We start from the raw sequence: 18569 nt of genomic DNA on the forward strand, positions 1-18569 counted from the left end.
GCGCGCTTGCGCACGGCCGGGGAGGCGAGGGGCTTGTCACTGGCCTGGCGCGGCACGAGCGGTGCGGCTGCGTGAGGCGCTGCCGCGTGGCGAGGTGAAGTGGTGTCGGTCGTTGCAGCAGCGCTCGGCGATTTGCCGCTGGAAGGGCCTGCTGCGCCGGGGACGGCTGGCTGGCCGTTGGACGTCGCTGGCGACCCGTCAGGCTGCGTAGCGCCAGCCATTGGCTGAGGGGTGGCGGCTGCCTGCGCGGCTGGATCCGGTGCAGTGTGAGCGGCGTGTGATGCATCGCCGCCTTGCGCGGGCGTGTGGTCTGTCGTCGTACTGGTTTCAGCGGCGCGCATCGCGTTACCTGTGGCGTGCGCCTGGCGCTGCGCCGTGGGCGCATCGACATGATTGCCGCTGCCTTGCACCTCGATCCGAATCAGCTCACTGCCCACCGCCATGACCTCGCCCGGCTGCCCGCCCAGCGCGATCACCGTGCCGTGGACCGGCGAGGGGATTTCCACCGTGGCCTTGTCGGTCATGACATCGGCCACCACCTGGTCTTCACTGACCACATCGCCGACCTTGACGTACCACTCCACCAGCTCGACCTGTGCGATGCCTTCGCCGATGTCCGGCATCTTGATGACGTGCGTGCCCATTCAGGCCTCCATGACTTTTTTCAATGCCGCGCCCACCCGCGACGGGCCTGGGAAATACGCCCATTCCTGGGCATGGGGGTAGGGCGTGTCCCACCCGGTGACGCGCTCGATCGGCGCCTCCAGGTGGTGGAAGCAGTGTTCCTGCACCAGCGCGATCAGCTCGGCGCCAAAGCCGCAGGTGCGCGTGGCCTCGTGCACCACCACGCAGCGCCCGGTCTTCCTGACTGACGCGACGATGGTGTCCAGGTCCAGTGGCCACAGGCTGCGCAGGTCGATCACTTCGGCGTCCACGGCGCTTTCTTCGGCGGCCACCTGGGCCACGTAGACCGTGGTGCCGTAGGTCAGCACGGTGACGTCGTTGCCGGGGCGGGTGATCACCGCCTTGTCCAGCGGCACGGTGTAATAGCCGTCGGGCACTGCGCTTTGCGGGTGCTTCGCCCACGGCGTCACCGGGCGGTCGTGGTGGCCGTCGAACGGCCCGTTGTAGAGGCGTTTGGGCTCTAGAAAGATCACTGGGTCGTCACATTCGATAGAGGCGATCAGCAAGCCTTTTGCGTCATACGGGTTGGACGGCATCACCGTGCGCAGGCCGCAGACCTGGGTGAAGGTCGCTTCCGGGCTCTGGCTGTGGGTCTGGCCGCCGTAGATGCCGCCGCCGCAGGGCATGCGCAGGGTCAGTGGGGAAATGAACTCGCCGGCCGAGCGGTAGCGCAGGCGGGCCATCTCCGAGACGATCTGGTCGTAGGCCGGGTACACGTAGTCGGCGAACTGGATTTCCACCACCGGGCGCAGGCCATAGGCGCCCATGCCCACAGCGGTGCCGACGATGCCGCATTCTGAAATCGGTGCGTCGAAGACCCGTGAGGTGCCGTACTTGCGTTGCAGCCCTTCGGTACAGCGGAACACGCCGCCGAAGTAGCCGACGTCCTGGCCGTAGATGACCACGTCGTCGTCACGCTCGAGCATGATGTCCATGGCCGAGCGCAGGGCCTGGATCATGGTCATGGTGGTCGTGGCGGTGGCGGTTTCCGGCGTGATGGTGCTGGTGTGATCGTTCATTTCAGACCCCCAGTTGCTGGCGCTGACGGCGCAGGTGATCGGGCATGTCCTTGTACACATCCTCGAACATCGAAGCGGCGCTGGGGATCTGGCCGTTGGCCAGGGTGCCGTACTGCTCGGCCTGCTTCTGTGCGGCGATGACCTCGGCTTCCAGTTCGCCGCTCACAGTGGTGTGTTCCTCTTCGCTCCAGTGACCGCTGGCGATCAGGTGCTGCTTGAGCCGGGCAATCGGGTCACCCAGCGGGAAGTGGCGCCACTCATCGGCGGGGCGGTACTTGGAGGGGTCGTCGGAGGTGGAGTGCGGGCCGGCGCGGTAGGTCACCCATTCGATCAGGGTCGGCCCCAGGCCGCGGCGGGCGCGTTCGGCTGCCCAGCGCGAGGCGGCGTAGACCGCGATGAAGTCGTTGCCATCGACCCGCAGTGAGGCGATGCCGCAGCCCACGCCGCGGCCGGCAAAGGTGCTGGCCTCACCGCCGGCAATGGCCTGGAAGGTGGAAATGGCCCATTGGTTGTTGACCACGTTGAGGATCACCGGCGCGCGGTAGACGTGGGCAAAGGTCAGGGCGTTGTGGAAGTCCGATTCGGCCGTGGCGCCGTCACCGATCCACGCCGAGGCGATCTTGGTGTCGCCCTTGATCGCCGAGGCCATGGCCCAGCCGACGGCCTGCACGAACTGCGTGGCGAGGTTGCCGCTGATGGTGAAGAAGCCAGCCTCGCGCACCGAGTACATGATGGGCAACTGGCGGCCCTTGAGCGGGTCGCGCTCGTTCGACAGCAACTGGCAGATCATCTCCACCAGCGAGACGTCGCGGGCCATGAGGATGCTCTGCTGGCGATAGGTAGGGAAGCACATGTCGGTGCGATTGAGTGCCAGGGCCTGGGCGCTGCCGATGGCTTCCTCGCCCAGGCTCTGCATGTAGAACGACATCTTTTTCTGGCGCTGGGCGATCACCATGCGGCTGTCGAAGATGCGCGTCTTGAGCATCGCCCGCAGGCCGCGGCGCAGCAGTTGCGGGTCGATGTCTTCGGCCCATGGGCCAAGGGCGTTGCCCTCGCCATCGAGCACGCGGATCAGGCCGGTGCATAAATCGCCGGTGTCGGCCGCATCGACGTCGATGGGGGGTTTGCGCACCTGGCCGGCATCACTCAGGTGCAGGTACGAGAAATCGGTCTGGCAGCCGGGCCGGCCGGTGGGCTCGGGCACGTGCAGCCGCAGGGGGGCGTACTCGTTCATGCTTGTCTACGCTCGCTCGGGTCATTGTTTTTGTGAGCTGTGCAGCGATCTGGCAGGCAAGCGGTGGAGCAGGGCCGGCCAGCGTTGCTTATAGGGTAGAAGTTCGGCCGCAGATTTTTTCTCTGATGTTCATTGCCTTTCGCCTACGGCGCAGATAAACATTCCGTACAACCATAAAAATCCGGTGAATTTGTCTCATGCGCAAACTCGATCGCACCGATATCGGCATTCTCAACAGCCTTCAGGAAAACGCCCGTATCACCAATGCCGAGCTGGCACGCTCGGTCAACCTCTCCCCCACGCCGTGTTTCAACCGCGTGCGGGCCATGGAGGAGTCGGGGCTGATTCGCCAGCAAGTCACGCTGCTGTCACCTGAAGTGCTCGGGCTGGACGTCAATGTGTTCATCCATGTCAGCCTGGAGAAGCAGGTGGAACAGTCGCTGCACCGTTTCGAAGAGGAAATCGCCGAGCGTGCCGAGGTGATGGAGTGCTACCTGATGACGGGCGACCCGGACTACCTGCTGCGCGTCCTGCTGCCGAGCATCCAGGCGCTGGAGCGCTTTCTTGACTACCTCACGCGCCTGCCGGGGGTGGCCAACATCCGTTCCAGCTTCGCCCTCAAGCAGGTGCGCTACAAGACCGCGCTGCCGCTGCCGGCCAACGGCCTGACCTTGCGTGAATGAATCCGCTGTGCCGGCGCATCGGCAATGGCCCTGCACCTCGTATGCCGCCCGGCAGCGGCTGAGCGGCAGCGCATTGGCACGGGAACTGTTCGGCGCGGCGTTCATCGAAGGCTGTGTTGCCACCAAGACCCTCGAACTGACAGATTTTCTCAACCAGATCACCCCATGGGAACGCCGCGTACTTGCCGCCCAGGCCTGATCACGACAGGACCATGATTCATCGCGCCGCCCCGGGGGATCTTTCCTGGGACGATGCACCACAGCGGGGGAGGTTGGCCCGCTGGACTTCACCTGACCCGGGAGCCCGCCAGGGACGTATGCGCACTATCTGGAAGTCGTTTCGCTCGCTGTATTTCGCTGCGCTGATGATGTTGATCGGCTCGGGCCTGCTCAGTACCTACCTGGCCTTGCGCCTGGCGGCCGACGAGGCCGACAGCCTGTGGGCGGGTGCGCTGATGGCGGCCAACTATTTCGGCCTGGCCGTTGGCGGCAAGGTGGGCCACCGGCTGATTGCCCGGGTCGGCCATATCCGGGCGTATGCGACCTGCGCCGGGATCGTCGGCGCGGCGGTGCTCGGCCATGGCCTGACCGACTGGCTGCCGGCGTGGGTGGGGCTGCGGATGGTGGTGGGCCTGGGGATGATGTGCCAGTACATGGTGCTGGAAAGCTGGCTCAACGAGCAGGCCGATGCCAAGCAGCGTGGTGCAGTGTTCAGCTGCTACATGATCGCCTCCTACCTGGGCCTGGTGCTGGGCCAGCTGATTCTGGTCGTGCACCCGCAGTTGGGTCTGGAGCTGCTCATGCTGGTGGCCATGTGCTTTGCCCTGTGCCTGGTGCCCGTGGCCATGACCCGGCGTATTCACCCCGCGCCCCTGCACCCGGCGCCCATGGACCCGCTGTTCTTCATCAAGCGTGTCCCGCAATCGTTGTCGACCGTATTGGGCGCGGGCCTGATCGTCGGTGCGTTCTACGGCCTGGCGCCGCTGTATGCCTCCAGCCAGGGCCTGAGCACCGAGCAGATCGGTCTGTTCATGGGCTGCTGCATCTTTGCCGGTCTGGTGGTGCAGTGGCCATTGGGCTGGTTGTCCGACCGTTACGACCGCGCCTTGCTGATCCGCGTGGTGGCCTGCGGGCTGGCGGTCGCTGCGCTGCCCCTGGCGATTTTCCCCTCCGTGCCGCTGGAGTTGCTGTTTGGTATGGGCTTCGCGATTTCCCTGCTGCAGTTCGGGCTGTACCCGCTGGCCGTGGCGTTCTCCAACGACCACGTCGAGAGCGAGCGACGGGTGTCGCTGACCGCCATGTTGCTGGTCACCTATGGCGTGGGCGCCAGCATGGGGCCGCTGGCGGCCGGTGTGCTGATGAAGCTGTTCGGTGCGCAGATGCTCTATGCGTTCTTCGCCTTCTTCGCCCTGGTGCTGGTATGGCGTATTCGCCCGCAGGCAGTGACCGGCCTGCACCAGGTCGACGACGCGCCGCTGAGCCACGTGGCCATGCCAGCCGCCGGCTCGCCACTGTCGGCGGCACTCGACCCACGGGTCGACGAGCAGACCGTGCAAGACGTGATGCAGGCGCCGGTGGCGGCGGAGGATACCGAGGCGGAGGACGAGGACGAGGAGGTGCAGCAGGCACAGGGACCGGCACCGGGGCACGCCAATGATGATCATGCCAAGCCTTGAGGCCATCGACGGTGTGCTGCTGAGCCTGTGGCGTTGTGAGCATTGGGCCCGCGTTGCGGGCCATCGCGACTGACCGGAGCGCCGGACCGGTCGCTTCTACCTCGACCGTGCTCGCCCTGACCAACACACTGCCCCCTGTGGGAGCGACTTCAGTCGCGATGGCCGGCAAAGCCGGCCCAAAGTGGCCACCTCGATTCACCTGCGGTACGAGACGCCTGAATCAGGCCGGCTTTGCCGGCCATCGCGACTGACCGGAGCGCCGGACCGGTCGCTCCCACAGGGGGGCTGTGTCTGGGGTGGAACTGGGCAAGTCTTCGCGGGCCGGGCGCCTGTTGAAGGACCTGGGGCGGGCTGTGCGATCCGCAGCGCCTTAGTAATCGTCCTTGTCGAAGCGCCGCGCTTCGCGTTGCAGCTGGTAGACAAAACTTTCGATGCGCCGCTGCGCCTGACCGGTGAGGTTGTGAAAGCGCACGCCGGCAAAGGTGGTGTTGATGCGTTCCTCATAGTGCAGGTGACGCAGCTCCACCATCACATCGTTCAACCCCAGCGGCGATCCCGCTTTCATCCGCTCATACACCTGGCCCAGTTGCAGGCGGGTTTCGACATCGCCCTCGAAGCGCAGTTTGCAGCCGGTGGCCGAGATGTCGAGGAGCTTGCCGCGCAGTGCACCGTCGCCGCGCAGGTGCTTGCCGTCGACCACGATGTCGACCAGTTGCGACAGCTTCAGCGCCGCGCGGAAGGCATTGCGGCGCTGGTGATAGGTGATTTCCGTGGGCAGCGGGCCGCGGTAGCAGCGGTGGCCGTCGACTTCGGTGATGGTCAGGGCGTGATTGCATTCCCAGGCCACGCGTACCCCGTCGTGAAAACCTTCGATACGAAACGGCTCGCCGTTCTCGATGAAGCGTTCGCCATCGCGCGGCATCAGCTCGTCCAGCGCCAGGACATCGCTGTCCTTGTCGACATGCACCACATAGCTCTGGAAGCGCTGGCTGCGCTCGGGGAAGGTGAGAATCAGGGGGTCGTGGCTGTCGAGCAATTGGCGCAGGTTGGCGTTGATCTCCAGAGGTGTGGACAGCACCTTCGGCGGCTGCGGAGCATCGGCGTCATTGAACACGGGTAAACAATCTCCAGGCAAAAAGCATCACATCCAGGTCGCGGCATTTTGCCAGTATGGAGGGCAGCTTGATAGGGCTAATCGCAGGTCAGACCTGGCTGAGCGCTCGGCGTCGGGCCATAGGCGAGGTGCCACCGCGGCTGTCGTAGAGGGAGGGGGATTCGCCGCCCATCAGAATACGCACCTGGTTGCTGGTGATGTGTTGCTGAACCTGGATGATCCGGCCATTGGTTTCGTTGACCTGCTGGCAGGCATCGAGCAGCCCGCTGAGCACATCCAGCCGCTGCATCAGCACCTCGCCCTGCGCGGACTGCGCGGCCAGGGCCTGAACCCCGTCACGGTCGGCGGGCAGGCCGAGTTCGGCGAGCAGCTGGGCACGGCGCCGGCCGTGTTGTTCAAGCAGCACGATCAGCGACTGCTTGCGCGCCAGGATCGTCTCCAGCAGGGCCATGTCGCGCCCGTGCAGGGCCACGGCCTCGCTTTGCAGCAGGTCGAGCAGCTCCTGGGTCGGCGCTATGTCGTTTTCAATGAGGTGCAGCAAAGTCGTGTCGTGCATGACTAACCCTAACGTTGACGTCCGTGAAAGTCAGCGCAGCAGGCTCAGCGCTGATTTTCGAAGTCGAGCATCTTGCCCGCTACGCGACCGGCATCGACCTGGTAGCTGCCATCGGCGATGGCCTGCTTCAGTTGCGCCACACGGGCGCTGTCGACCACCGGCTGTTGGCCCAGCTTGTCGGTGATGGTCTTCAACTGCTGAGCCTCCTGGCTGAGGTGAACCGTCTCGCCGCTGGCGCTGGCCGGTTTCGCCTCGGCGCCACCGACCGGCTTTTCAGCGGCGCTGGTGGCAGTGTTACTTCGGGTCCCGCCGCTCACGGCGGGCGGATTGTTCAAACGACTGAAATCAATGACCATGATCGGAAACCTCTGGGGATATGGACGCTTGCCTTGTTTTCGACCATTCCCGGCAAAACTTTAGGCACAAATGCGCAGCCGCCCATCGGCTGGCCACGGGTGTGCGGTGCTGCACAGTTTAGGAAAAGCCCTGGCTGGCTGCCAGCCCTATCCTACATGGCCACTTCCACTTGCCCCGGCGCCGTCACCCGCGCCTTGATCACCCGTTTGGAATTGAGGTTGCGTACGCGGATCTGTTCGGCCATGCCGCCCTTGCTCAACGCCTCTCCGGGCATGCGCACGCTCAGGCTGCCGCTGCGGGCAATGATCACCACATGATCGCCCTTGCGGATCAGCTCTGCCTGTTCCAGGTGCTGCGGCGTCAGCACCTGGTCGATCACGGTAGGGCGCAGCAGCTTCATGCCGACCACCTGGTCCAGCTCGGTGATGAAACCCTGATTGAGGGTGCCGACATCGCGCTCGCGCACCGCCACGTCACCTTCACCCACCACGCTGTCGCGCCGCAGTGGGCGCACCATCACCACCACCTCACGGTACAGCTTGACCGTGGCCGGGACGAACACCGTCCATGGCCCGCTACCGGCGCAGCGCACCCGCACGGTAACCCGGCCGAGCGGTTGCGCGGGGCTTTCCAGCGTGGCGTCAAGGTCCTGGCTGCACAGCGGCATGCGCAAGCGCGGGTCGAGCGGATTGACTGAAATCTCGTAGCGGCCGGGGGTCTGCGTGCTGGCGAGATAATCCTCTACGGCGAACTCAAGAAATCCCTGCGTCACGCCGATAAGCTGTTCAGGCGAGGTAAACGCCTGCGCCAGCACCCTGGCGCCCGGTGCCCACAGGCACAGAGCCGCCAGCAGGGTGCTCAGCAGTCGCGTCAGTCGTCGGAAATTTGTCGTTTTCATGTGCATGACGCTCAAAAAAGCAAAGCCCGTGCCGACTTGGTAGCAGGGCAACAGGAAGAGGAGTCGGGCATGGCGGGTGTAATGGATTCGGTCAACCAGCGCACACAACTGGTAGGGCAGAATCGTCTTGAGCTGCTGTTGTTTCGCCTCAATGGCGCACAGCTATACGGGATCAACGTGTTCAAGGTGCGCGAGGTGCTGCAATGCCCGCCCTTGACCGTGTTACCCAAATCCCACCGGGTGGTGCGCGGGGTGGCCAATATTCGTGGGGCGACCATCCCGATCCTTGACCTGTCCATGGCCACCGGGCTGCCGGGCCTGCAGGAAGAGCTCTGCAACAGCTTCGTGATCATCACCGAATACAACACCAAGACGCAGGGCTTCCTGGTTCACTCGGTGGAACGCATCGTCAACATGAACTGGGAAGAGATCCATCCGCCACCCCGGGGTACCGGCCGCGATCACTACCTGACCGCCGTGACCCGGGTGGACGACAAGATGGTCGAGATCATCGATGTGGAGAAGGTGCTGGCTGAAGTGGCGCCGACCTCCGAGTCGATCTCCGAGGGTGTGATCGATGCCGAGGTGCAGGACAAGGCCGTGATGCTGCGGGTGCTCACCGTGGATGACTCGTCGGTGGCGCGCAAGCAGGTCAGTCGCTGCCTGCAGACGGTGGGCGTGGAAGTCATCGCGCTCAACGACGGGCGCCAGGCGCTGGACTACCTGCACAAGATGCTCGACGAGGGCAAGCACCCGGAAGAAGAGTTCCTGATGATGATTTCGGACATCGAGATGCCGGAAATGGACGGCTACACGCTGACCGCCGCCATTCGCAGCGATCCGCGCATGCAAAAGCTGCACATCGTCCTGCATACTTCGCTGTCCGGCGTGTTCAACCAGGCGATGGTGAAGAAGGTCGGTGCAGATGATTTTCTCGCCAAGTTCAGGCCCGATGACCTCGCCCAGCGCGTGGTCGACCGGATCAAGGCGACGCACTGAAATGCCCGGGAGTTCGCTCCCGGTTTCCATGATTGAAAAGAGGCGGCAACAGTGTCTACGGCGACTACCGATTTTGAACAGTTCAGGGTTTTCCTGGAAAAAGCCTGTGGCATCTTGTTGGGTGACAACAAGCAATACCTGGTTTCCAGCCGTCTCAACAAACTCATGGAGCAGCAAGGCATCAAGTCGCTGAGCGAGTTGACCCAGCGCATCCAGACCCAGCCACGCAGTGGCCTGCGCGAGCAGGTGGTCGACGCCATGACCACCAACGAAACCCTGTGGTTTCGCGACAGCTACCCCTTCGAGGTCATGAAGAACCGGGTCATTCCCGAATTCATCAAGCACAATCCCGGGCAGCGCCTGCGCATCTGGTCGGCGGCCTGTTCGTCGGGTCAGGAGCCGTATTCGCTGTCGATGACCATCGACGAGTTCGAGCGCAGCAACCTGGGTCAGCTGAAAATGGGCGCGCAGATCGTTGCCACTGACCTGTCCAGCCTGATGCTGAACAACTGCCGCACCGGCGAGTACGACAGCCTGGCCATCGCCCGCGGCCTGTCGCCTGACCGCCTGCAGCGCTACTTCGACAGCAAGGGGGCAGGGCGCTTTGCGGTCAAGCCGCCGATCCGCAGCCGCGTCGAGTTTCGCTCGTTCAACCTGCTCGACAGCTACGCCGCGCTGGGCAAGTTCGACGTGGTGTTCTGCCGCAACGTGCTGATCTATTTCTCCGCGCAGGTGAAGAAAGACATCCTGATGCGCATCCACGGCACCTTGAAGCCGGGCGGCTACCTGTTCCTCGGCGCCTCCGAGGCACTCAACGGCCTGCCGGATCACTACCAGATGGTGCAGTGCAGCCCGGGCATCATCTACCAGGCCAAGTAGTCGGTGCCTCGCGAGCACGCTCGCTTGCGGGGAACTGCACGTGATTTTTTCACTTGGCAGGGATCTGTAGGGGTCAACTGTCTTTCATGAACCTCCAGCCATAGATGCAATTTGGGCGGGTTCTGTCAGTTTTGATCAGTGATGCCTGTACTGGGCCGGCTTCGCCGTCCTTCGCGACTAAAGTCGCTCCTACGCCTTGGGTTGGAGCCGCGTGAGTTTCAGACGCAACGCAGACTGAGCGACCGGTCCGGCGCTCCGGTCAGTCGCCAAGGGCGGTGAAGCCGTCCTCACTCAGGCGGCGCCCAGCGCACGATGAAACGCGATTAGGGCCACTGGGCCGGCGCACCTGCAGCGCCCGCCGTCAAAAATCCGCTGCGCGCCCGGCATCTGCCGACCGAAGAGCCGCAGATTTGCCGCGTTCTGCCACCGAGCCGGCAGGCTTTTGCCGCTTTTCTGGCAAAGCGCCGTACGCTGATCAGCCCCAACCCCACAGCCTTCAAGGCTTTCTGCCACTCTGGCACAACCCTTGCTATCTCTCGCTCATACGATCTTCGGCCAACCCTCGCAGGTTCCCTGATATGAGCATCAACTTCGACAAGGCGCTCGGCATCCACCAGCAGGCGATGAATTTCCGCGCCCAACGCGCCGAGGTGTTGGCCAACAACATCACCAACGCCGACACCCCCAACTACAAGGCGCGCGACCTGGACTTCTCGTCCGTACTCGCTGCCGAGGCGCAGAAGCAGAGCAGCGGCAATTTTGCCCTGAACCGCACCAACGGCCGGCACATCGAGGCCGAGGGCCTGTCTGGCGCTGATGAAGCACTCAAGTACCGGATTCCGACCCAGCCGTCGATTGACCAGAACACCGTCGATGCGCAGATGGAGCAATCCAACTACGCGCAGAACGCCCTCGACTTCCAGGCCAGCTTCACGCTGCTCAACAGCAAGTTCAAAGGGCTGGTATCGGCCCTGCGAGGAGAGTGACCATGTCCCTTGCCAATGTCTTCAACATCGCCGGTAGCGGCATGAGCGCGCAGAACACGCGCCTCAACACCGTCGCCTCGAACATCGCCAACGCCGAGACGGTTTCCTCGAGCATCGACCAGACCTACCGTGCCCGCCACCCGGTGTTCGCCACCACCTTCGAGCAGGCCAGCGGTGCTGGCCAGTCGCTGTTCGAGGATCAGGGCCAGGCGGGGCAGGGCGTACAGGTCAAGGGCATCGTCGAGGACCAGAGCGAGCTGCAGGCCCGCTACGAGCCCAGCCATCCGGCGGCGAACAAGGACGGTTACGTCTACTACCCGAACGTCAACGTGGTGCAGGAAATGGCCGACATGATTTCGGCCAGTCGCTCGTTCCAGACCAACGCCGAGTTGATGAACACGGCCAAGACCATGATGCAGAAAGTGCTGACGCTGGGTCAGTGATCAGGGAATCGACATGACGACGACTAACGCAACCGGCTCGGCCTACCTCACCTCGCTGCAACAGGCCACCGACAGCACCAAGAGCAACACCGGTTCCGCCGGCAGTGCCTTGGGCAAGGATGCATTCCTCAAGCTGCTGGCCACTCAGATGCAGAACCAGAACCCGCTCGACCCACAGGACAACGGCGAGTTCGTCGCCCAGCTGGCGCAGTTCAGCAGCCTGGAGGGTATCCAGACGCTCAATGGCTCGGTAACCAGCATTCTTCAGGGGTTCCAGTCGTCCACCGCGCTGCAGGCCTCCTCCCTCGTGGGGCGCAATGTGGTGGTGCAGACCGACAAGGCCAGCCTCGATGCCGGCAAGTCGCTCAACGGTTCGGTCAACCTCAGTGGCTCCAGTGCTGCGGTCAAGGTGGATGTGTACAACGCCTCGGGCGATCTGGTGCGCAGCGTCGACATGGGCAGCCGCGCAGGCGGTGTGGCCGACTTCACCTGGGACGGCCTGAACAACCAGGGCGAAGCAGTGGCGTCGGGCGTGTACACGTTCAAGGCCACGGCCGACATCAAAGGCACGTCCACGGCCATGACCACCAATCTGCCAGCCCAGGTCAACAGTGTGACCATGGGCGCCAATGGCGGCGAAATGATGTTGAACCTGGCAGGCCTGGGCAGTGTGGCCCTGTCGAAAGTACAAATGATCGGAATCTGAGGGCCGACCCCGTCGGCAGGAGTGAATACATGGCTTTCAATATCGGACTGAGCGGGCTGTACGCAGCCAACAAGGCCCTCAATGTCACCGGCAACAACATTGCCAACTCGGCCACCACCGGCTTCAAGTCCTCGCGTGCCGAGTTCGCTGACCAGTACGCTGCGTCGGTGCGCGGCACCAGCGGCCGGACCCAGGTCGGCAGCGGTGTGCGCACCGATGCGGTGTCGCAGATGTTCACCACCGGCAACATCGTGGGCACGGGCAAGAGCCTGGACCTGGCCATCGATGGCAACGGTTTCTTCGCCATGAACGACAACGGCTCGCGCATCTACACCCGCGCCGGTGCCTTCTACAGCGACAAGGACGGCATGGTGGTGAACGCCTCCGGGGCCAAGCTGCAAGGCTACCCGGTCGATGCAGACGGCAATGTGGTGCGCGGCGCGCTGACCGACCTGAAGATCGATACCGCGAACCTGGCACCCAAGCCGACCGGCAAGGTGAGCGAGACCCTCAACCTCAATTCCTCCGCCACCACGCCGAAGGTGACGCCGTTCGATCCGGCCGACGCCGAAAGCTACAACTACACCTTCAATACCGACCTGTACGACAGCCAGGGCAACCTGCACCAGCTGAACCAGTACTTCATACGCGATACGGCGAGCAACAGCTGGACCATGTACAGCACGGTCAACGGTCGTAACCCGGCCGATCCGACCAGCACCACGCCGCTGGTCAACACCCTGCCGTTCAAGTCCGATGGCTCGCTCGATACCGCGTCCATGAATGCAGGTCCGGTGGCCGGCGGCATGAGCATCGGCGAGGACAAGACCTTCCAGATGAACAACTGGGTGCCTGCACAGAAAACTGCCGCCGGTACCTGGGTCAGCAATGGCGCGACCGCCAACGCCAAGGGTGTGGGCCTGGACATGCTGGCGACCACGCAATACAACGCCGCTTCGGCCACTACCGCCAAGACTCAGGACGGCTACTCCACTGGCGAGCTGACCGGCTTGACCGTGGATCAGAGCGGCATCATGTTCGCCAACTTCACCAATGGTCGCGACAAGGTCATTGGCCAGGTTGCCTTGGCCAGCTTTGCCAACGTTCAGGGCCTGACCCCGGTGGGTGGCACGGCGTGGAAAGAGTCGTACGGTTCAGGCGTGCCTGTAGTCGGCGAGCCGGACACCGGCACCTTCGGCAAGATGGCAGGCGGCTCGCTGGAAGATTCCAACGTCGACCTGACCGGTGAGCTGGTGAACCTGATCAAGGCACAGAGCAACTATCAGGCGAATGCAAAAACGGTGTCGACTGAAAGCACCATTTTGCAGACCATCATTCAGATGACTTGATTGATTGCCTGTTTGCCTGTTTGCCTGTTTGCCTGTTTGCCTGTTTGCCTGTTTGCCTGATGGCCTGGGTGCTTAATGGCCTAATGGCCTAATGGCCTAATGGCCTAATGGGCTAATGGGCTAATGGGCCAATGGTCTGCAGGGCTGATGGTCTGAAAAGTAGCCGGGTTGATCTTAATCTGACCGCGATCTCCTGTTAGACCGGGATGCCTGATGTGGGGCGGCGTTGCCGCCCATCGCGGCTGACCGGAGCGCCGGACCGGCCGCTCGTACAAAGGTGATGTTGGGGCCTTTGGCGATGAGGCGGCTTCTGCGGGGAGATTGGGGCTGGCGGCAGCCCTCTCGCCCTGTGGGCATGCGCGCGTCCTGTGGGAGCGGCTTCAGCCGCGATCCAAGGCGCAGCCTTGGCAACCCAGGCAATTCGATCTCGGCAGGTGAACGCTCTCCAAAAACGCGGGATCGCTACACATGCACAAACGCCTCACACTCAGCGCACTGCTCCTGCTGTTTGCACACACTGCGATAGACGCCGCCCCGGCGCCGTTCTACCTCTGGCAGAGCAAGCTCACCGGCCGCTACCAGTGCAGCCAGCATCAGCCGGGCGAGGGTTGGGTCTGGCACGCCGGGCCGTTCAACAACGCCGGGTGCCGCAACCGCTGAAGGCCTTTGCCGTTCGCCGGGTCTGCAGCAGGCCCGCCGCCGCCCGCAGCCCGGCAACACCACTGACCACCCCCTCTGCCTGCCGTGCAGCCCAACACCGGTACCACTGGCCACCCCCACTGTCTGCCGCACAGCCCAACACCAGTACCACTGACCACCCCCTCTGCCTGCCGCGCAGCCCAACACCAGCATCACTGGCCACCCGCTCTATCTGCCGCGCAGCCCGGCAACAGCACCCCTCGTCATCCGCACTGTACCGCCCCACCGGCAATCCCTTGCCGGCAAACTGACGCCCACTCCCGGCTGAACCGCTGAAATCCGCATGAACAGTGGTCTGTGCAAACTTGGTTCAATAATTGCTTAAGCACGTTCAGAGCGACAACGTTCCGCTGCCCGCACAGAGGATTTCCCGTGGACAAGATGCTTTATGTGGCCATGACCGGCGCCAGCCAGAATGCTCTGGCGCAGCAGGCGCACGCCAACAACCTGGCGAACATTTCCACCAACGGTTTTCGCCGTGACCTAGAACAGGCGCGCTCGATGCCGGTGTTTGGCGACAGCTTTCCGTCACGCGCCTACGCCATGACCGAGCGCCCGGCCACCGACTTCACCCCCGGCGCCATGGTCGAGACGGGTCGTGACCTCGACGTCACCGTGTCCGGCCCTGGCTTCATGGCCGTACAGGCCCCGGATGGCAGCGAAGCCTATGTACGTACCGGCAGCCTCAACATCGACGCCCTGGGTGTGCTGCGCGCCGGTAACGGCATGCCGGTGTTGGGCAATGGCGGGCCGATTGCCGTGCCGCCGGAGCAGAAGATCGAAGTCGGCGACGACGGCACCATCAGCATTCGTGGCCTGGGCGAAGACCCGCGGGTCATGGCGGTGGTTGACCGTCTGAAGCTGGTCAACCCCGACACCAAGGGGATGGTCAAGGGCCTGGACGGGCTGATCCACACCAGCAGCGGTCAGGCCGCCGACGCGGATGTGAACGTGCGCGTGGTGTCGGGCTTTCTCGAATCGAGCAACGTCAACGCCGTTGAAGAAATGGCTTCGATGCTCTCGCTGTCCCGGCAATTCGAACTGCACATCAAGATGATGACTGCGGCCAAGGAAGGCGATGAAGCCATGGCGCGCGTTTTGCAAATCGGCTGATAACACTTGAACGCGTGCCGAAAAACCGGCGCACGAGGAGAACACTAGATGCTTCCAGCACTATGGGTCGCCAAGACCGGGCTGTCCGCCCAGGACACCAACCTGGCCGTCGTCTCGAACAACCTGGCCAACGTCTCGACCACCGGTTTCAAACGTGACCGCGCCGAATTCCAGGACCTGCTCTACCAGGTCAAGCGCCAGCCCGGCGCCCAGTCGACCCAGGACAGCGAGCTGCCATCCGGTCTGCAGGTCGGTACCGGTGTGCGCGTGGTCGGCACGCAGAAGAGCTTCACTGCCGGCAGCCTGCAAACCACCGAGAACCCGCTGGACATGGCCGTGAACGGTCGCGGCTTCTTCCAGGTGCTGCAGCCTGACGGCACGGTGTCCTACACCCGTGACGGCACCTTCCACCTCAATTCCGACGGCCAGATCGTCACCGCCAACGGTTTCGCCCTGGAGCCGGCCGTGGTCGTGCCCAATGACGCACAGACCTTCACCGTCGGCCAGGACGGCACCGTGTCGATCACCACCGCCGGCAACGCCGCGTCGCAGGTGATCGGCAACATCCAGACCGCCGACTTCATCAACCCGGCGGGCCTGCAGGCCATCGGCAACAACCTGTTCCTGGAAACCGCTGCCAGTGGCGCGCCGCAGGTGGGTACGCCGGGCCTCAACGGCCTGGGCACCACCCAGCAGATGACCCTGGAGAACTCCAACGTCAGCACCGTCGAAGAGCTGGTGAACATGATCACCACTCAGCGCGCCTACGAGATGAACTCCAAGGTCATCTCCACCGCCGACAAGATGCTCTCGTTCGTGACCCAGCAGCTTTGATCCCTCGTCCGTTCCTGCGCCTGTTACACCGTGAGGTAAGCGTCATGAGTCGTCTGTTGTCCGTGGTTGCCCTGGGGGGCGTGGTACTGCTGACCGGGTGCGTGGCACCGGCGGCCAAGCCGAACGATCCGTACTATGCGCCGGTCCTGCCGCGCACCCCGCTGCCTGCAGCGGCGAACAACGGCTCGATCTATCAGGCCGGGTTCGAGCAGAACCTGTACACCGACCGCAAGGCATTCCGGGTCGGCGACATCATCACCATCACCCTCAACGAGCGCACTTCCGCGAGCAAGAACGCTGGCTCGCAGATCGCCAAGAACAGCAAGGCCAACCTTGGCTTGACCTCGCTGTTCGGCGGCTCGGGCACCACCAACAACCCGTTTGGCGGCGGCGACCTGTCGCTGAGCGCCGGCTATAACGGCGACCGCACCACCAAGGGCGACAGCAAGGCCAACCAGGGCAACACCTTGACCGGCTCGGTCACGGTCACCGTCGCCGACGTGCTGCCCAACGGCATCATCGCCGTGCGCGGCGAGAAGTGGCTGACGCTCAATACCGGGGATGAGCTGGTGCGCATTGCGGGCCTGATCCGCGCCGACGACATCGCCACCGACAACACTGTGCCGTCTACGCGGGTGGCCGATGCGCGCATCACCTACTCGGGCACCGGCTCCTTTGCCGATGCCAGCCAGCCGGGTTGGTTGGACCGCTTTTTCCTTAGTCCGCTCTGGCCCTTCTGAGAACGATGACCATGCTCAACCCAAGGCAGCTGATTGTCGCGACCCTTCTGCTCTGCTGTGCCGTTGGCGCCCACGCCGAGCGGCTCAAGGACATCGCCAGCATTTCTGGCGTGCGCAGCAACCAGCTGATCGGTTACGGCCTGGTGGTCGGCCTGAGCGGCACGGGTGACCAGACCACCCAGACGCCCTTCACCCTGCAGACCTTCAACAACATGCTCGCGCAGTTCGGCATCAAGGTGCCGCCAGGGTCGGGCAACGTGCAGCTGAAGAACGTTGCAGCGGTGTCGATTCATGCTGACCTGCCGCCGTTCGCCAAGCCGGGCCAGGTGGTCGACGTCACCGTGTCGTCCATCGGCAACTCCAAGAGCCTGCGCGGCGGCAGCCTGCTGATGACGCCGCTCAAGGGCATCGACGGCAACGTCTACGCCATCGCCCAGGGCAACCTGGTGGTCGGCGGCTTCGATGCCGAAGGCCGCGATGGCTCGAAGATCACCGTCAACGTGCCGTCGGCCGGACGTATTCCGGGTGGCGCGTCGGTAGAGCGCACCGTGCCCAGCGGCTTCAATCAGGGCAACAGCCTGACCCTGAACCTCAACCGCCCGGACTTCACCACCGCCAAGCATGTGGTCGACAAGGTCAACGAACTGCTCGGCCCAGGCGTCGCCCAGGCGCTGGACGGCGGTTCAGTGCAGGTCACGGCGCCCATGGACCCGAGTCAGCGCGTGGATTACCTGTCGATCCTGGAAAACCTGGAGATCGATCCGGGCCAGGCGGTGGCCAAGGTCATCATCAATTCGCGCACCGGCACCATCGTCATCGGCCAGAACGTCAAGGTGTCGCCCGCGGCGGTCACCCACGGCAGCCTGACCGTGACCATCACCGAAGACCCGATCGTCAGCCAGCCCGGCGCGTTCTCCAACGGCCAGACCGCCGTGGTGCCACGCTCGCGGGTCAATGCCCAGCAGGAAACCAAGCCGATGTTCAAGTTCGGCCCTGGCACCACCCTGGATGAAATCGTGCGCGCAGTGAACCAGGTGGGCGCAGCCCCCGGTGACCTGATGGCGATCCTCGAAGCCCTGAAACAGGCCGGCGCGTTGCAGGCCGACCTGATCGTGATCTGAGGCCGCGCCCATGACGCCTAAGAGCCTGGTATCGAACACGCCTGACAGCGGTGCCTACACCGACCTCAATCGCCTCAGTTCGCTCAAGCATGGTGATCGCGACAGCGACGCCAACGTGCGCAAGGTGGCCAAGGAGTTCGAGTCGCTGTTCGTCAGCGAAATGCTCAAGGCGTCGCGCAAAGCCAGCGACGTGATGGCCGACGATAACGAAATGAACACCGACACGGTCAAGCAGTACCGCGACATGTACGACCAGCAGTTGGCCGTGAGCATGTCCCGCGAAGGCGGCGGCATCGGCTTGCAGGATGTCCTGGTGCGCCAGTTGTCCAAGAACAAGGCCAGCGAGGCATCGGCCAGTACTGCGTTGTCTCGCGCAGGTGGCCATGCCCCGGCGCTGTGGGGCGCACATGTCGCGACAGCCACGGGCGAGGGCAGCGCAACCGCCGGCGTGGCCCGCAACGACGTGGCCGCGCTCAACG

21 protein-coding genes and 1 pseudogene are annotated in these 18569 nt (G+C 63.8%); 15 read left to right on the plus strand and 7 right to left on the minus strand.

The genetic code is table 11. The annotated features are described in order from the left end of the window. From RT028_RS15560 to RT028_RS15570, 3 genes are all read right to left on the minus strand, one after another. Positions 1-644: biotin/lipoyl-containing protein (locus RT028_RS15560; protein WP_312936014.1), on the minus strand; the 644-nt coding region annotated here is incomplete at its 3' end. Beyond that, the gene (locus RT028_RS15565) at positions 645-1703 is read right to left on the minus strand and encodes an alpha-ketoacid dehydrogenase subunit beta (protein ID WP_312936015.1); all 1059 of its coding nucleotides are present in this window, start codon (positions 1701-1703) and stop codon (positions 645-647) included. 1 nt (position 1704) lies between these two features. After that, a complete protein-coding gene (locus RT028_RS15570) occupies positions 1705-2937 on the minus strand; it encodes a 3-methyl-2-oxobutanoate dehydrogenase (2-methylpropanoyl-transferring) subunit alpha (protein WP_312936016.1) in 1233 nt (410 codons plus the stop codon). Positions 2938-3134: 197 nt separating this feature from the next. On the opposite strand from RT028_RS15570, the gene bkdR reads away from it, so the two are divergent. The 3 genes and pseudogenes from bkdR to RT028_RS15585 all read left to right on the plus strand — a co-directional run bounded on the left by bkdR (position 3135) and on the right by RT028_RS15585 (position 5296). Continuing rightward, positions 3135-3620: a Bkd operon transcriptional regulator BkdR gene (bkdR, locus tag RT028_RS15575; RefSeq protein WP_312936017.1), complete on the plus strand. Its 486-nt coding sequence runs from the start codon at positions 3135-3137 to the stop codon at positions 3618-3620. Beyond that, positions 3619-3819 (plus strand): annotated as a pseudogene (locus tag RT028_RS15580) (glutamine synthetase); the annotation flags it as partial. The gene bkdR and the pseudogene RT028_RS15580, both read left to right, overlap by 2 nt. Before the next feature lie 118 nt (positions 3820-3937). Beyond that, positions 3938-5296, plus strand: coding sequence for an MFS transporter (locus tag RT028_RS15585; RefSeq protein WP_312936018.1), 1359 nt, complete (start codon positions 3938-3940; stop codon positions 5294-5296). Positions 5297-5666: 370 nt separating this feature from the next. Here the strand turns inward: RT028_RS15585 and RT028_RS15590 are convergent, their stop codons facing one another. From RT028_RS15590 to flgA, 4 genes are all read right to left on the minus strand, one after another. Continuing rightward, positions 5667-6410 carry a flagellar regulator YcgR PilZN domain-containing protein gene (locus RT028_RS15590; RefSeq protein ID WP_312936019.1) on the minus strand — a complete coding sequence of 248 codons (744 nt, stop codon included), beginning with the start codon at positions 6408-6410 and terminating at the stop codon, positions 5667-5669. Positions 6411-6498: 88 nt separating this feature from the next. Next, positions 6499-6966, minus strand: a complete 468-nt coding sequence (locus RT028_RS15595; protein WP_312936020.1) for a flagellar protein FlgN — start codon at positions 6964-6966, stop codon at positions 6499-6501. A gap of 44 nt (positions 6967-7010) precedes the next feature. Continuing rightward, positions 7011-7322, minus strand: a complete 312-nt coding sequence (flgM, locus tag RT028_RS15600) for a flagellar biosynthesis anti-sigma factor FlgM (protein WP_312936021.1) — start codon at positions 7320-7322, stop codon at positions 7011-7013. Between the two features lie 152 nt (positions 7323-7474). Next, positions 7475-8227 carry a flagellar basal body P-ring formation chaperone FlgA gene (gene flgA, locus RT028_RS15605; protein WP_312936022.1) on the minus strand — a complete coding sequence of 251 codons (753 nt, stop codon included), beginning with the start codon at positions 8225-8227 and terminating at the stop codon, positions 7475-7477. A 63-nt stretch (positions 8228-8290) separates the two neighbouring features. Between flgA and RT028_RS15610 the strand changes: the two genes are divergently transcribed. The 12 genes from RT028_RS15610 to RT028_RS15665 form a co-directional block, all read left to right on the plus strand. Continuing rightward, positions 8291-9220 (plus strand): chemotaxis protein CheV, encoded by a 930-nt coding sequence (locus RT028_RS15610; RefSeq protein ID WP_312936023.1) that lies wholly within the window; start codon positions 8291-8293, stop codon positions 9218-9220. Between the two features lie 51 nt (positions 9221-9271). After that, positions 9272-10099, plus strand: a complete 828-nt coding sequence (gene cheR / locus RT028_RS15615; protein WP_312936024.1) for a protein-glutamate O-methyltransferase CheR — start codon at positions 9272-9274, stop codon at positions 10097-10099. Positions 10100-10677: 578 nt separating this feature from the next. After that, positions 10678-11085 carry a flagellar basal body rod protein FlgB gene (gene flgB, locus RT028_RS15620; RefSeq protein ID WP_312936025.1) on the plus strand — a complete coding sequence of 136 codons (408 nt, stop codon included), beginning with the start codon at positions 10678-10680 and terminating at the stop codon, positions 11083-11085. Between the two features lie 2 nt (positions 11086-11087). Next, positions 11088-11528 carry a flagellar basal body rod protein FlgC gene (gene flgC, locus RT028_RS15625; RefSeq protein WP_312936026.1) on the plus strand — a complete coding sequence of 147 codons (441 nt, stop codon included), beginning with the start codon at positions 11088-11090 and terminating at the stop codon, positions 11526-11528. Positions 11529-11541: 13 nt separating this feature from the next. Then, positions 11542-12234 (plus strand): flagellar hook assembly protein FlgD, encoded by a 693-nt coding sequence (locus tag RT028_RS15630; RefSeq protein WP_312936027.1) that lies wholly within the window; start codon positions 11542-11544, stop codon positions 12232-12234. Between the two features lie 29 nt (positions 12235-12263). Continuing rightward, positions 12264-13583, plus strand: a complete 1320-nt coding sequence (gene flgE, locus RT028_RS15635; protein ID WP_312936028.1) for a flagellar hook protein FlgE — start codon at positions 12264-12266, stop codon at positions 13581-13583. Between the two features lie 468 nt (positions 13584-14051). Next, positions 14052-14243 carry a hypothetical protein gene (locus tag RT028_RS15640; protein ID WP_312936029.1) on the plus strand — a complete coding sequence of 64 codons (192 nt, stop codon included), beginning with the start codon at positions 14052-14054 and terminating at the stop codon, positions 14241-14243. 411 nt (positions 14244-14654) lie between these two features. Then, positions 14655-15395 (plus strand): flagellar basal body rod protein FlgF, encoded by a 741-nt coding sequence (locus RT028_RS15645; protein WP_312936030.1) that lies wholly within the window; start codon positions 14655-14657, stop codon positions 15393-15395. Positions 15396-15443: 48 nt separating this feature from the next. Continuing rightward, complete coding sequence (gene flgG, locus RT028_RS15650; RefSeq protein ID WP_312936031.1) at positions 15444-16229, plus strand: flagellar basal-body rod protein FlgG; 786 nt, start codon at positions 15444-15446, stop codon at positions 16227-16229. A 44-nt stretch (positions 16230-16273) separates the two neighbouring features. Then, positions 16274-16969: a flagellar basal body L-ring protein FlgH gene (flgH, locus tag RT028_RS15655; RefSeq protein ID WP_312936032.1), complete on the plus strand. Its 696-nt coding sequence runs from the start codon at positions 16274-16276 to the stop codon at positions 16967-16969. 11 nt (positions 16970-16980) lie between these two features. Then, positions 16981-18090 carry a flagellar basal body P-ring protein FlgI gene (locus tag RT028_RS15660; RefSeq protein WP_312936033.1) on the plus strand — a complete coding sequence of 370 codons (1110 nt, stop codon included), beginning with the start codon at positions 16981-16983 and terminating at the stop codon, positions 18088-18090. A 10-nt stretch (positions 18091-18100) separates the two neighbouring features. Continuing rightward, positions 18101-18569, plus strand: a 469-nt coding sequence (locus tag RT028_RS15665; protein WP_312936034.1) for a rod-binding protein, incomplete at its 3' end; no start/stop codon positions are given.

The sequence above is a fragment of the Pseudomonas sp. genome, assembly GCF_032058845.1.
Classification (GTDB): Bacteria; Pseudomonadota; Gammaproteobacteria; order Pseudomonadales; family Pseudomonadaceae; genus Aquipseudomonas.

Excerpts from the sequence above, each read along its gene's own strand:
- flgB (WP_312936025.1), top strand. The coding sequence starts at position 10,678 with ATGAGCATCAACTTCGACAAGGCGCTCGGCATCCACCAGCAGGCGATG.
- flgA (WP_312936022.1), bottom strand. The coding sequence starts at position 8,227 with ATGCACATGAAAACGACAAATTTCCGACGACTGACGCGACTGCTGAGC.
- flgE (WP_312936028.1), top strand. The coding sequence starts at position 12,264 with ATGGCTTTCAATATCGGACTGAGCGGGCTGTACGCAGCCAACAAGGCC.
- flgH (WP_312936032.1), top strand. The coding sequence starts at position 16,274 with ATGAGTCGTCTGTTGTCCGTGGTTGCCCTGGGGGGCGTGGTACTGCTG.
- RT028_RS15660 (WP_312936033.1), top strand. The coding sequence starts at position 16,981 with ATGCTCAACCCAAGGCAGCTGATTGTCGCGACCCTTCTGCTCTGCTGT.
- flgG (WP_312936031.1), top strand. The coding sequence starts at position 15,444 with ATGCTTCCAGCACTATGGGTCGCCAAGACCGGGCTGTCCGCCCAGGAC.
- bkdR (WP_312936017.1), top strand. The coding sequence starts at position 3,135 with ATGCGCAAACTCGATCGCACCGATATCGGCATTCTCAACAGCCTTCAG.
- RT028_RS15595 (WP_312936020.1), bottom strand. The coding sequence starts at position 6,966 with ATGCACGACACGACTTTGCTGCACCTCATTGAAAACGACATAGCGCCG.
- flgC (WP_312936026.1), top strand. The coding sequence starts at position 11,088 with ATGTCCCTTGCCAATGTCTTCAACATCGCCGGTAGCGGCATGAGCGCG.
- RT028_RS15570 (WP_312936016.1), bottom strand. The coding sequence starts at position 2,937 with ATGAACGAGTACGCCCCCCTGCGGCTGCACGTGCCCGAGCCCACCGGC.
- RT028_RS15640 (WP_312936029.1), top strand. The coding sequence starts at position 14,052 with ATGCACAAACGCCTCACACTCAGCGCACTGCTCCTGCTGTTTGCACAC.
- RT028_RS15610 (WP_312936023.1), top strand. The coding sequence starts at position 8,291 with ATGGCGGGTGTAATGGATTCGGTCAACCAGCGCACACAACTGGTAGGG.
- RT028_RS15630 (WP_312936027.1), top strand. The coding sequence starts at position 11,542 with ATGACGACGACTAACGCAACCGGCTCGGCCTACCTCACCTCGCTGCAA.
- RT028_RS15585 (WP_312936018.1), top strand. The coding sequence starts at position 3,938 with ATGCGCACTATCTGGAAGTCGTTTCGCTCGCTGTATTTCGCTGCGCTG.
- flgM (WP_312936021.1), bottom strand. The coding sequence starts at position 7,322 with ATGGTCATTGATTTCAGTCGTTTGAACAATCCGCCCGCCGTGAGCGGC.
- RT028_RS15565 (WP_312936015.1), bottom strand. The coding sequence starts at position 1,703 with ATGAACGATCACACCAGCACCATCACGCCGGAAACCGCCACCGCCACG.